The sequence below is a fragment of the Vibrio phycocola genome (assembly GCF_053850235.1).
This window is the reverse complement of record NZ_JBSQDJ010000013.1, coordinates 1-13,817: the sequence shown is the minus strand read 5'-3', so window position 1 is coordinate 13,817 and position 13,817 is coordinate 1. Positions and strand designations below refer to the sequence as shown.

The 13,817-nt window shown below is 42.2% G+C and carries 10 protein-coding genes and 1 pseudogene; 9 read left to right on the top strand and 2 right to left on the bottom strand.

What is annotated here, in order from left to right; genetic code table 11:
- Window positions 1-223 precede the first annotated feature (223 nt).
- The 6 genes from ACWU4D_RS16270 to ACWU4D_RS16245 are packed head-to-tail and all read left to right on the top strand — an operon-like array spanning window position 224 to window position 8,091.
- The gene (locus tag ACWU4D_RS16270) at window positions 224-1,243 is read left to right on the top strand and encodes an ABC transporter permease (RefSeq protein WP_456052504.1); all 1,020 of its coding nucleotides are present in this window, start codon (window positions 224-226) and stop codon (window positions 1,241-1,243) included.
- Window positions 1,244-1,249: 6 nt separating this feature from the next.
- Window positions 1,250-2,161, top strand: coding sequence for an ABC transporter permease (locus ACWU4D_RS16265; RefSeq protein ID WP_456052503.1), 912 nt, complete (start codon window positions 1,250-1,252; stop codon window positions 2,159-2,161).
- A gap of 4 nt (window positions 2,162-2,165) precedes the next feature.
- Window positions 2,166-3,842: a dipeptide ABC transporter ATP-binding protein gene (locus ACWU4D_RS16260; protein WP_456052502.1), complete on the top strand. Its 1,677-nt coding sequence runs from the start codon at window positions 2,166-2,168 to the stop codon at window positions 3,840-3,842.
- Between the two features lie 14 nt (window positions 3,843-3,856).
- The gene (locus ACWU4D_RS16255) at window positions 3,857-5,422 is read left to right on the top strand and encodes a hydantoinase/oxoprolinase N-terminal domain-containing protein (RefSeq protein ID WP_456052501.1); all 1,566 of its coding nucleotides are present in this window, start codon (window positions 3,857-3,859) and stop codon (window positions 5,420-5,422) included.
- A gap of 1 nt (window position 5,423) precedes the next feature.
- Complete coding sequence (locus ACWU4D_RS16250; RefSeq protein WP_456052500.1) at window positions 5,424-6,503, top strand: DUF917 domain-containing protein; 1,080 nt, start codon at window positions 5,424-5,426, stop codon at window positions 6,501-6,503.
- Between the two features lie 13 nt (window positions 6,504-6,516).
- The gene (locus ACWU4D_RS16245) at window positions 6,517-8,091 is read left to right on the top strand and encodes an ABC transporter substrate-binding protein (protein ID WP_456052499.1); all 1,575 of its coding nucleotides are present in this window, start codon (window positions 6,517-6,519) and stop codon (window positions 8,089-8,091) included.
- Window positions 8,092-8,212: 121 nt separating this feature from the next.
- Here the strand turns inward: ACWU4D_RS16245 and ACWU4D_RS16240 are convergent, their stop codons facing one another.
- Together ACWU4D_RS16240 and ACWU4D_RS16235 are read right to left on the bottom strand one after the other, a co-directional pair.
- Window positions 8,213-10,573 (bottom strand): LuxR C-terminal-related transcriptional regulator, encoded by a 2,361-nt coding sequence (locus tag ACWU4D_RS16240; protein WP_456052498.1) that lies wholly within the window; start codon window positions 10,571-10,573, stop codon window positions 8,213-8,215.
- A gap of 145 nt (window positions 10,574-10,718) precedes the next feature.
- Window positions 10,719-11,712 (bottom strand): annotated as a pseudogene (locus tag ACWU4D_RS16235) (integron integrase).
- A 330-nt stretch (window positions 11,713-12,042) separates the two neighbouring features.
- Between ACWU4D_RS16235 and ACWU4D_RS16230 the strand changes: the two are divergent.
- The 3 genes from ACWU4D_RS16230 to ACWU4D_RS16220 all read left to right on the top strand — a co-directional run bounded on the left by ACWU4D_RS16230 (window position 12,043) and on the right by ACWU4D_RS16220 (window position 13,743).
- Window positions 12,043-12,321 carry a hypothetical protein gene (locus ACWU4D_RS16230; protein ID WP_456052497.1) on the top strand — a complete coding sequence of 93 codons (279 nt, stop codon included), beginning with the start codon at window positions 12,043-12,045 and terminating at the stop codon, window positions 12,319-12,321.
- Window positions 12,322-12,462: 141 nt separating this feature from the next.
- The gene (locus ACWU4D_RS16225) at window positions 12,463-13,143 is read left to right on the top strand and encodes a hypothetical protein (RefSeq protein ID WP_456052496.1); all 681 of its coding nucleotides are present in this window, start codon (window positions 12,463-12,465) and stop codon (window positions 13,141-13,143) included.
- A gap of 114 nt (window positions 13,144-13,257) precedes the next feature.
- Complete coding sequence (locus tag ACWU4D_RS16220; protein ID WP_171736145.1) at window positions 13,258-13,743, top strand: GNAT family N-acetyltransferase; 486 nt, start codon at window positions 13,258-13,260, stop codon at window positions 13,741-13,743.
- Window positions 13,744-13,817: the final 74 nt, after the last annotated feature.

The window sequence follows — 13,817 nt, the reverse complement described above, 5'->3', positions numbered from 1 at the left end:
ATAGCTTGGATATATGGTTACGTTTTGTAGGGTTGTATTTGGTGTTTGTAGGGGTGAAGTTGTTAGCTTGATTCTACCTATATAGGTAGTTTTTCGGTCTATATATTAAACATAGTAAGGCATCAAATACCTCAATAAGTGAATAAACTACCCATCTGAGTTGTTGCCTACTTTGACGCTGTCTGTAGATTGAATAGTAAAGGAAATCCACACAAGGATGATTATGGATACGCTTTATTATTTAGCGATTCGAGCTAGCAGACTACTACTGGTATTTGTTGGTCTGTCGATTATTATTTTTTCTATCGCTCGACTCGTACCCGGTGATCCAGCGCGGATTACACTCGGTCCAATGGCAACACAGGAACAAGTGGCAGAGCTTCGGGAAAAAATGGGTCTAAATGACCCGCTGGTTAGCCAGTATGGGCAGTATATTAACCATATCTTCCATGGTGATATGGGAGAGTCAACGATGACAAGTCGTCCAGTTCTCACCGATATTCAGCAAGCTTTGCCTGCAACTCTCGAGTTAGTCATCGTTGCTGTATTGTTTACCGCTTGCCTCGGTATTCCATTGGGCTTATTTGCCGCTTATCGACCGAATGGTTGGTTCGATCAATTCTCTAGGATCGCTTCACTCATTGGAGTGGTTACTCCATCTTTTCTGTTAGCGATTATTTTACAGTTAATGGCCAGTGTTGGTTGGTTCAACCTTCCCGTAACAGAACGCATCTCCAGCGGTATTGACTTTACCGCTTCACATACCGGATTACTCCTAGTGGACTCGCTGATTAGTGGTCGTATTGATGCCTTTATCGACGCCTTATTACATATATTACTCCCGGCGATTGCTCTTTCGGCGGCTGGTATTGCCCAGGTTATGCGTATTACTCGCTCTTCGATGATCGAATTCAGTCATCGAGATCACGTAGAAACACTTCGAGCCTGTGGTGTGTCACGGCCTTTAGTAAATTTTAAATACTTGTTGCGCCTAAGTGCTTCAGCACCGTTAACAATCTTAGGTCTTGAGTTTGCTTCACTAATTGGGAACGCTTTTGTGGTGGAAATGGTGTTTTCTTGGCCTGGAGTTGCAAGTTATGGAGTGCGCTCAATTTTGCACAAAGACTTTAATGCGGTGGTCGGCGTTGTGCTTGTCTCAGGTATCTTCTTCATTATCGCTAATTTAGTTATCGACTTTATCATCGGCCTTGTCGATCCACGCGTAACGCAAAAAGGGAGGTAACAATTTATGCCAAATGTGGATTCTCGACTGCCTAACGGACTCAATGAATATTCTATGGAGTCTGCTACGAAACAATACTCAAATTTTGGACGTGCATGGTACCGTTTCTCTCGAAATTATACCGCCGTTATCGGTTTAATTATTGTTCTTAGCGTTGTGCTTTTGGCGATATTTGCTCCAATGTTTTCTCCTTATCCAGAGCATGCGGGGAGCTTTGTTAACTTCAGAGCCAGACATCTTGCACCGAGTATGGAATATTGGATGGGCACCGATAATGTTGGAAGAGATATTCTTAGCCGAGTGATCTTTGGTTACCGTATCTCGCTTACCTTGGTTGTTGGTGTTCTTGCTATTTCCGTACCTGTTGGCGTACTTCTAGGGATTATTGCAGCGTATGCTGGTGGTTGGCTAGAGCAAGTGATCATGCGCTTTAATGATATGTTGCTGGCAGTACCACCGCTTGCGCTAGCTCTGGCGATTACCTCTATTCTCGAACCCAGTTTAATCAATGCAATGATTGCGATCTCTTTCCTTTGGTGGAATTGGCATTGTCGCCTTATTTACCGACTTGCCAAAAGCATTGTTACTGAAGACTTTATCGAAGCCGCTCGTCTGTCGGGAGCCTCTCACTGGCATATTATTACTAAGGAAATCCTACCAAACTGCATTGCTGCTATCAGCGTTAAAACAACTTTGGATGCTGGATTTGTCATCTTATTTGGCGCAACTCTTAGCTTTCTTGGTCTTGGTGTTCAGCCTCCGACTCCGGATCTTGGAACCATGGTGTCAACTGGATCAAGTTATCTACCAGAATACTGGTGGGAAGCCATTATGCCTGGCCTAGCAATACTCTATGCCATCATCGGTTTTAACCTGCTTGGTGACGGTTTGCGTGATTTCTTCGATGTCGAGGTGTAATGGGATGAATTTAATTGAAGTTAACAATCTTAACCTTGCTTTTAAAGTCTATGGCGGCACACGTAAAGTGCTGCATAACGTTTCACTAAGTATTGCCCCCGGGGAGCGGGTCGCATTGATTGGTGAATCTGGCTCCGGAAAAAGTGTCACCAGTAAGTTTTTGATTGGTACATTGAACTCCGAACACATCGTTGTCGAGAGTGGAGAGCTTCTGGTTGAAGGCAATGATGCCCTAGCGATGCAGGCATCCGAGCGAGAAGCCTTAAAAGGCTCTGTGATGTCAATGATTCAACAAGATCCCCAAACGTCTTTTAACCCAGTGTTTCGTATCGGGAATCATTTAAGCGATATTATGAGAGCAGGCGAAAAGCGCTTGGGACAAAAGAAAACCCAGCAAGAAAGAAAGCAACATATCTTCAAGGTATTAAGAAAGGTCAAACTTCTTGAACCTGAGCGAGTCTACAACGCTTATCCGTGGCAATTGTCTGGTGGTATGCGACAGCGTGTTTTAATCGCCATGGCGTTGCTGCATCCGACTCGATTACTCATTGCTGATGAGCCTGGTACGGCGCTCGATGTCACCACTCAAGATGAAATTATTAAGCTAATTAACCAGCTTGTTCGTGAGGAACAACTGGCACTTCTCATGATTACGCATAATTTAGGTGTTGTCAGAAAAACGGCCGATCGAGTGTATGTCATGCAGCATGGGCGAATTGTAGAGCAGGGAAATGTTTCGGATATTTTCTCTAATCCAGCACACCCTTACACTCTTCGCTTATTTAACGCGGTACCTAAACTTTTTCAGGAGAGTGTTAACACTGACAATTTACCCGAACAACCTACATTGGTTCGATTAGTTGAAGTTGAAAAACGTTTTATCACCAAGAAAAATTGGAGGGGTAAAGTTCAGTCGGAAGTCGTAGCGGTAAAGCCTCTCTCTCTCGATATTCGAAAAGGTGATACTTATGGAATTGCCGGAGAATCAGGATCGGGTAAAACCACCATTGCACGAATGATTATGGGGCTGATTGATGCCACCAGTGGTCGCATCATGATTGAGGAACAGCCACTTGAGATCTGGCGCAATGATAAACAAAACTGTCACAGTATTCAGATAGTGCATCAGAATCCGGCGGCATCGCTTAATCCACGTCGTACAGTTGCTCAAACACTTGAAGTCCCACTCAAATATATTGCCCGAACAGTGGATCGAGAACGCGAGATTAATCGCCTCTTGCAGCTTGTCGAGCTTCCTGCCGAATACGCCCAAATGTATCCCTCTAGTCTATCTGGAGGACAAAAGCAGAGGGTGGCGATTGCTCGAGCATTAGCGGCCAATCCCAAGATTTTAGTGCTCGATGAACCGACATCGGCTCTGGATGTGTCTGTGCAAAAAAACGTAATAGAACTATTGGAAAAACTCCAGGCTGAGCTGGGACTTACCTACATTTTTATTTCTCATGATCTCAGTCTGATGAGAAATTTCTGTAACCGAGTCGCCATTATGTTTCGTGGCGAGTTTATCGAAGCCGGCACGGCGGATGATATTTTTAAACAGCCCACACACCTTTACACCAAGGCATTGATACGAGCAATACCTGTCATCAGCGATGAAGAAGAGCAACACAAACCCGCAATTAGTGATGAAGATGCGTTAAGTGTCCTTCAACAGGTATAAATTAAGGAGAAATGATGACAACCAATTACAGGATAGGGGTTGACGTTGGTGGTACAAATACCGACGCGGTGCTCATGGAGCGCGATCAGGTCGTTGCCACAACAAAGCAACCTACATCTGAAGATGTTACAACCGGAATAGAAAATGCCTTAAGAGCAGTTCTTGATACTTCAGGTGTACCACACACTGATATTCAAGGCGTGATGATTGGTACCACACATTTTACTAATGCTGTTGTCGAGCGCAGGCATCTCACGCAAACAGCTGTTATTCGTATTTGTTTGCCAGCAACGCTTAGTGTTCCGCCCTTTTCGGACTGGCCAGCTGATATTCGCGAGATAATTGATGCTGGTAGTTATTTGGTAAATGGAGGTTATGAGTTTGATGGGCGAGAGATTAATCCGCTTGATGAAAATTACATCAAAGAGATAGCACTCGATCTACAAAGAAAATCGATTAAATCAGCGGTAATCAATAGTGTTTTCAGCCCGGTCAATGATGATGTCGAAAAACGTGCGGCTGAACTGTTAACTCATTATTACCCAGAATGTCGAGTGGTACTGGCAAGCGAAGTCGGGCGAATTGGATTGTTGGAGCGAGAAAACGCAGCCATTCTTAATGCCAGTTTATTATCTCTGAGCGAAAAAACGGTGACTGCATTTTCCTCGGCTCTTAAATCTTGTGGTCTTAACTGTCCGTTTTTTATCACACAAAATGACGGCACGCTGATGAATGCCGAATTTGTTAAACAGTTTCCAGTGCTTACTTTTGCTAGTGGACCGACTAACTCAATGCGTGGTGCGGTGTTCTTATCTGGAGAACAAGATGCCATTGTGGTTGATATTGGTGGCACCACTACCGATGTCGGTCTAGTACAGAACTCTTTTCCTCGTCAAGCGTCGATGAGTGTTGATGTCGGTGGCATCCGAACCAATTTCAGAATGCCAGATATGGTTTCAGTGGGCTTAGGGGGCGGTAGTTGCGTTGAATTTACCCAAAATCTTTCTGGAACAATAGCGAAAGTAGGACCGAAAAGTGTCGGCTATCGGATTGCTGAAGAAGCTCTGGTTTTTGGAGGTACACAAATCACTGCTACTGATATTGCTGTATGTGCTGGACGGGCAGAGGTTGGAAACGCGGCTTTGGTTGATTCAATAGCCTCTTCATTGATCGCTTCTGCCTTAAAAGAGATTGACCAAACCATATTAGAAACCGTTGAAAAAAATCGGCTTTCTTCAGCCCAAATCCCCGTGATTGTCGTGGGCGGTGGTTCCATACTCACACCGAATCAAATTGGTTCCCTAAAGGTTATTAAACCAAACCACTATGCTGTCGCCAACGCTGTCGGAGCCGCTATTGCACAAGTGAGTGGTGAGGTTGACAAAATATACAGCTTGTCTGATATCAGTCGCAGCGACGCCATTGCCGATGCCATATCTATTGCAACAGATAAAGCAGTGCAAGCAGGAGCTTTGGTCTCATCGATTACGGTCGTTGATCAGGAAGATGTGCCCCTCGCTTACCTGCCAGGAAATGCAACACGTATACACATAAAAGTCGTTGGCGATCTGGAGTTTTAACATGATTGAATTAACAAGAGGTGATATTGAAGCGATAGAAATTGGTGCTGCAATACTCGGTACAGGTGGGGGAGGTAATCCCTATTACGGTAAGCTGCACACGCTGGCAGAAATGGAAAAAGGTGGCAGAGTTCAGTTGATCGGATTGAATGAACTGGATGATGAAGCTTTGGTTGTCTCTGTGGGCAACATTGGAGCTCCAGCGGTTTCCATGGAAAAGATCTGTGAGGGAAATGAAATTGTTCGAGCTATTTATGCTCTTGAAGAAAATTTAGGTAAAAAAATTGACGCCATTATTCCCGTTGAAATCGGTGGTGCCAACGGTATACGTCCTGCCGCTATCGCTGCAATTATGGGGCTACCGTTAGTTGATGGCGATGGTATGGGACGTGCTTTTCCTGAAATGCAGATGACCAGTTTTAGTATTTACGGACATTGCAGTGCGCCCTCCGCAATGTCTGATGCTCACGGTAATACCGTTATCTTTGAGAACCTGAAAGATGAGTTTTGGCTTGAAAGGTTAGCGCGTGCTTGTGTGGTTCAGATGGGTGCTTCTGCTGGTATGGTTGAAGCCCCAATGAAAGGCAGTTTTGTCAAACAATTCGCGATTCCAAGTACCGTTACTCAAGCTAAAAACCTTGGTTTAGCGGTAATAAACGCCCACAAAGAAAAATTGAACCCGATTGAAGAAATCTGTCGTCAGGAAAATGGGCAGGTTCTTTTTGAAGGAAAAATCATCGATTTGGAACGAAAAATGTCTGCAGGATTTACACGCGGAACATTACAAGTTGAAGGAAGTGGTCGTTATATCGAACAAACGGCCAGCGTGGATATCCAAAATGAGAATCTGATTCTCAAAATTGATCAAGCAGTTGCATGTAGTGTGCCCGATCTCATCATCATTCTTGATATAGAAACAGGACACGCCATTACTACTGAGGTGTTGCGCTATGGTCAGAAAATCGCTGTGCTCGCAATTCCTTGTCATCCACTTCTTCGGTCAGAACGCGCACTGAAAATTATTGGCCCGGCAGCCTTTGGCTATCAGGACATTGACTACGTACCATTCAATCAAGACTAAAAGGATTTATGTTATGAAATTAAAAGCAATTGCTGCGCTTACTTCAGCGCTACTTTCCACAGCACCCGCATTGGCGGAAAGCTATGATGACTTGACGGCGACTATGAATGTCATTCAAGTCGTAGGGAGTATTGATCCTGCGAAGGTTACGGATTACACGGAATATTTAATGGCGGTCAACCTGTATGATGGACTTACCACTGCCGATACGAAAGGGAACATTGTCCCAAGTTTGGCCAAAAGTTGGGATATTACACCTGATGGAAAAACGTTCACATTTTATCTTGCCGATGATGCTAAGTTTCAAGATGGCTCGATAGTTAACGCAAAAGACGTCGTGTATTCGGTTAAGCGCTTGCTATCAATTAATGAAGGACCAGCGGGTTTTTTCCAGTCTGATTTGGACGCAGACGGCGTACGTGCTATCGATGATAAAACCGTTGTATTTAACTTAAAACAACCGTCATCCGCGTTTCTTGCAATGACACCACTTTTGTTCGTTATTAACTCGGATATAGCGATGGAGCAAGGTGAAAGTGATGACTGGGCACAAGAGTTCATTGCCTCTAATCCTGTTGGTTCTGGGCCATATGTATTGGACGACTGGCAGCGTGGTAGTCGCATTATGATGACACGTAACCGTGACTACTTTAAAGGTTTTAAGCCAAACCCTATTGAAACTGTTCGAATTCTGGTCACCAAAGATGAATCAACGGTTAAGGCACTGGCAAACAAAGGTGAGCTCGATATCAGCAGTATCTATCAAGCCAATGAAACATTGACAGCGCTCGGTAAGTTGGACAATTATCGAATTCAAAACCTTGGTACGGCGACAGGGTATTACATTAAGTATAATAACCAACTTCCACCAACGGATGACGTGAATATCCGCAAAGCGATCTCTTTGGCGATCGATTATGATTTGATTAATGAAGAGTTGCATCCTGGCGAATCAATGGCTGGCCCACTTGCATCGTTGTTTAAAGATGCATTCTTAGATACCTTGGAACCGCCAAAGTTAGATCTAGAAAAAGCCGCTGAATACGTTAAGAAATCCAAATATGCAGGAAAACCGATTCCACTGACACTTGGTTATGTAGCCGGTCCTGCTTACGAAGAAGAAATTGCATTAATGATGCAGGCAAACTTGCAAGCAATCGGCTTTAAACCAACACTACAAGCTGATCCGTGGAGCCGAGTAACGGAGATTGCTGCGAAACCAGAAACCACACCACACGTAAACCAAATTTTCTTTGGGCCGACGTATTCGTCTCCTCAATCCGTATTCTTCAATCAGTACTCTTCAAAATCAGCAGGATCATGGGCTTCAATGTCATGGTTAAATGATCAACAAGTCGATGACATGATCGATGCTGCGGGTACCGAATTGGATGCGACGAAGCGTAATGAGATCTATAAGTCGCTGCAACAATATATTGTCGATAATCAAGTTGATTCATTCTTACAAACCACTCGTTATCGGATGGCGGTAAATACGTGTCTGAGTGATTTGAAATTTATTCCAATCCAGAGCTTCTTTTATGATTTCTCTAACTTAAATTGGACATGTCGACCAGCAGGCCGTTAATGCCATTCTGCCATAGTGGGGATTCCCACTATGGCAGAAATGAATACGTATTTTGTCCTTAAGAATAGTTATCCAATCTGAAGCATCTCCATATTTCGATGCATCACTTGGTTTGTGAAACTTAGCGGATCCAGCCTTTCTGGTTCGCCAATTGAACTAGCGATTGGCGACTTTCTAAATCAAATCTTTTAAATAAGTTCTTTAAATGAAACTTAACAGTATTTTCTGATAGCCCAGTGTATTGAGCAATCTGCTTATTGGAGAGTCCCTCGCCAAGCCTCTGCACAATCAATAACTGCTTTGTCGTTAACTCGTCGGTATTGGTACTTCTTGGGCTTTGTTGGCTCTTTTCTGTCCAGATTAAAAGTGTGCGTTCGTAATGAGTATGACGAATACGGTTTTTTGCGCTGCTCTTGACCTTTTTCACTGCCTGATTTAACCACTCCATTTCAAAGAGTAGTGGGAGCCAAAGATCTAATTCGTTAGCTCGCTGAAACAGTGACAATAATCGGGGAGCTAAGAGCGTATATTCTTGATTAAACCAGAGCAGTTTAAGGTCTTGAAGCGCATAACAGACATCTGTCCATGGAGTATCTTTATATTGAACAGGAAGGAAGGTTTGGTGTTTTCGACTTCTATGAATACATATGAGTCCGACCTCATTGCGCCGAGACACCCAACGATAGAGATCGAGAACCGATCCCGTTATGTTCCCATCTTTGGCTTCTATTGATGTAAGTTTATGCTCAGCTTCCACCCAACGTTGTTGTTGCTGCAGAATCAAAACCGCCAATAGATTAAAATAAATATTGCCTTGTTCATCAGAGAAGTAAATTCGATACTCATAATGCAGTTGATCGAGTAGCGATGTTGCTTGTTCTGTTTCGTTGGCAATAAGGTGACAACTAATACCATAAAAATGAAACTGAGTAAGGAACTCAGGCCACACCTCGGAATGCTTTCTTAAAATCCCGACTTTGTCCCACAGCTTGTAGGCCAATTTAATATCTCCTTTAAGTAAAGCCAGCATTCCATCAATAAGATCAATGAAATTCCGTTCAAAACTTAAAGACTGGTAGTAACCAATTCTTGTAATGTTCTTTTTAGCTTTTAAGACATGTTGTTCAGCAATCTCGGTGAATCCCATTCTCAAATTGATGCGAGCCAGATTAAAATGACTGTAAAACTTGAGATAAGGCACGTTGCATTTGGTCGCAAGATCCAGTTCTTTTTGTTGATACACAGCCGCTTGAAACCAGTTTCCCAGATTGCTGTAGTTGATTGAAACCATTCCATAGTAGATCATCATTGCATCGGGATCAGGTGCGAGTATGAATTCCAATTTCAGGAGCTTGTTTACTCTTATTTCGTGAGGATCCGAAGTAAAGTAGGCTTCATATTTCCCTTGAATAAGCGTCGCTACCGCTTGGTCTTGTTTATTTCGCGTATATCTTTGATCGGAAAGGTTTAGCCTTTCAATGAATTCTCTTGCTTCTAAAAGTCGTTGATTTTTAAGAAAGTAAATAGTTTTTGCTAAGCTAAGGTGAAGGTTGCTTTCGATAATTTCCTCAGGGAAGCAATCCAGAAGCTGCTCTAGCTCTCCAAAGCTATGACGATAGCCATACATTCCGGCACCACTTTTTTTAAACCACTTAATCGCAAGATCTAGATTATTGGTTTCAATCGCCGTTTTAATCGCAATTAAATGATTATTCATATAAAAATGGTTTTTTGCCACAAGTCGCATTGTTTCCTGATAAACCCGAGGATCGGCTTTTGCGATATCGATTAGGGTCTGCTTTAAATACGGAATGCCCAAAACGAATTGGCTGTTTTTTTCCAGAATTATTAGGGGAGCCAGCACTTCGATATGGGTCTTTTCAACGTTGACCTGCGCTAAGGGAATAGCCGAACAAAAAGCTAATGCTATAAGGAGTCGCTGCTCATGATAGGGAAGCGTAGGGAGGATCCTTGCTTTGACATATTCTTGTAGTGACTCTTTGTATCTTTCGCTACCCAGTTCAGCCCAATTGGATACTAATACTGGCCAACCTTTAGTGTGTAAATAAATGGTAGAAGATTCGCTCGGGTATAGTGTCGAGATTTCTTGCTCGGAAAACATTAATTCAGACTGGTCAATGATCGCGAGTTTTCCGTACAACAACGCTTGGGATAATATTTTATTGTTGCCCACCCAACTGGCGCTAATAAATAAGGTTTGTTCTCTGATTTCTAATTCTTCACAGAGCTGTAAAACTTGATCCAAGTGTTGATAGAACCCTCGTCCAACAGGATCCCAAATTAGGTGCGCATTATCACCATGTTCACCAGGGCTAGGTAAAACTTTACTCACATCACAGCCCAGATATTTGGCTAATTGACGTAATACTACCGATTTTCCACTGCCCGGTAATCCATTGAGAATCACTATTGGAGCGTTAAGAGAAGTAAGTGTATGAAGTAAGGGAAGTCTCTCGATCATGGGCCAAGCGCGAGGTTATGTACGATACTCACTAAGTTATCATAAATTACAGGCCATTAACTGAAATTGATTGTTGCGGTCACGCGACGCTAGTTTTTGCATATGTGCTGGCTAACGAATTTGGGCTTGAGTAAGACGCTGAGCTTTAAAAATCCGTTATCGTTTTGTTGTTAGAGACCATTAAGTCTAACGAGCTGTGTGTTCCAGCGAAGTGCTGCCCTAAAACATGGGGATAGATTTGCGTTGTAGACACATCGCTATGGCCTAACAACTCTTGCACAGTGCGGATGTCCTGACCTGATTTTAATAGTTCAGTGGCGAAACTGTGACGAAAGGTATGACAAGTAATTCTCTTATCTTGTAGGCCACAGTTGAACACAGCTTTTTTCAATGCTTTACGTGGTGCTGAGTCGTGAAGATGATGGCGGCATAATTGCTTCGCTACAGGATGAGGGCTGATGGCTGATGGATTGTGATGGAAATAAAAACATCCATGCACTTTGACGATAGGCGTTCGGATATTTTCGATGAAGAGCAAAAGGAAGTGAAGGGCCAATACCTTGTTTATTGTCGGAGATTTGAATTCGCGTGGCGCACTCAATAGTGTGTTGAATGGGATCAATCAAAGATGGACTAAGCAACGTCGTTCGATCTTTGTTTCCTTTGCCGTTATTAACAACTATGCATTTGTGATTAAAGTCGATGTCTTGTACACGCAACCGTAAACATTCATTAATACGAAGGCCTGATCCGTAGAGCAAAGAAAAAATGAGCTTGTATTGCCCGCTTAGTTGATTAAGTAGCAATTGAACTTCTTGCGATGATAATACTATGGGTATCTTTTTATGTTTTTTGGCGTGTGAAAAACCAAGTTCACCAAACGGAAGGTTTAGATGTTTATTGTATAAATACGCTAAGGCGTTTAGTGCAACTTTCTGAGTATTAACCGCGACATACCGTTCATTTGCTAAGAAGGATAAAAATTCAGTCACTTCTTTCTTTCCCATTTCGGTGGGATGGCGAAGTTTATGGTGTCTTATATAAAATTTGATCCAATAGAGGTAGGCCTTCTCGGTTTTAAGGCTGTAACCTCTTAGACGAATACCTTGCCTGAGTTCTTCTATAAATTTGCTTGCCATATGAATCGCTCAATAATGTGTTTTTATACAGCTTATTGGAAGGCGAGGTGGAATTTGAATGAATAAAGTGTGTTTTTGTCGTTGAAGTTGGCTCGTTTTTCTAGAGAAAAAATGAGAAACATGTTACATATTATTAGGTTAAGTATGAGCACTATTGGGATAACGTGCCAAAATTGAAAGATGTTTTATGTTGGCTCGTTTTTCTGGTAGTAAATTGGTGAAAAATTGAAATTTATCCAATATAAAACAGTAGTTTGTTGGTTTTTTCGGCTATAAAGTTAGCCTGTAAAAACGAGCCGGCATATTATTAAAAATGTTATGAGTATAGGTATGTCATATTTAGATAAATTAATTGAGCTGAAACTTTCTGGTGATCGTAGCCGAATACTTGAGCTATTTCAAAGTGATTCGGATTTTTATGAACTCGTACGAAATGGAAAATCCAATGACTGGTTGAATTTTGAAATAAAAACTTTCGACGGAGAATATTTAATTAAGACACATGATGGTTACGAATGCTATCAGCAAGAGAGGGGCATAAAATTTGGAGTTACTAAACATGAATCTCTCTTAGAGGCAGCTAAATTCACATTTCAATCAGAATTGTGAGGTTGCCTTAAAAACTCATAACAAGTGTATTAAATCGGAACAAAAACAGTTGGTTAGGTTTCGCTTCGCTCCACATTATAACCAACAATTTTTGTCCGTTTATGCGGGCGTTAGCCAAATTCAATATCTAATGGAGCTTGAATGCAACGAAAACACGAACAATCAGTCGCGGATGGTTTTTCAAACCACTTTTCTAAAATTGCCATGCAACAGGGAAGAACTTTAAATCGTTGTAGTTTGGATGGTCAAGATGCGATTTTAGGAGCTGATTACATATTCACCACTACTACTAAATTTGCATTGATAGAGTTTAAGTACGAAGAACGAGATATTAAAGCTGAATCTCGTAAATCATTGCGTGCTCAATTGTGTACTCTATTAGATAGTGAGATGAATCGTCGCTCACAAAGTTTGCAATGCCATTATATTGCTTGGTCTAAAAAGCGACAGACTCGAACTGCTCATTTTAATAACTACTATCCTGAGGTTTGTAATAACCAAGTATTTAATCCCTTAGTAACACCTCTTATTAATCAGCAAAAGCAAACATCTTCTAGAATTAGCGCTGATGTAGTAATCGAGTCTTTTCTAAATGGTGAAATAGGATCTAATTATTATACATTTAAGCAATATACTAACTGGCTAATGTCACTCGGCGGTCATGAAGGCTCAACAGTTGAGGTAATGCTTGATAACCCTATTAGTGAACAGTTAGAGATACTGGATTTTACATCGCTAGATCTAATGAAAAGCTGGCTTGATCACAATCAACCCAATAGAAGAAGTACATATAGGCCTGAACCTCCATCACCATTTGGCTAACAAGAACTTCAAACGGAACAAAAACAGTTGGTTAGGTTCCGCTTCGCTACACATTTTAACCAACTATTTTTGTCCGCTTAAGTGGGCGTTAGCCGACAAGCACAAATTTTAGTTATGGAGAACAAAGTGAACGTAAGGAAAGCGAGCAAGCAAGACTCCGGTAAGTTGTTAGAACTTATTGGATACAAAGCAGAGTTTGACCGAAGTATGAAAGGGTTCGACGGCGAAATCTCTACGACTAAACAGAAGATTGAACGAACCTTATTTGGTGATTATCCGTTTGCTCACGCTTTGTTATTGGAGGTCGATGGCGAAGCTCAGGGGTTCGCCTTATTTCATTATCGTTATTCCTCCTTTCGTGGTGAGCCGTCTATTTGGCTTGATGACCTTCTAGTTGTTGGTAAGAGTCGATCAAAGGGGTACGGTGCTGAACTTATGCATGCTTTGAAAATGATTGCTGAAGAGTCGTTAACTTCTCATATTTCATGGACTGCTAGCCCTTATAACACCAGAGCACACGAGTTCTACAAAAAGTTAGGTGCAGAAGTCGAGCGTATGGATGGTCAGCGTCCGTACTTCCGTTGGGCAATGTACGGCTAACAAGATAATTGGACTCCCGCTCTAATACGAAGCTAACCTTAAAGGTGGCAAATGAGTCTGGGAGAAGACGATGA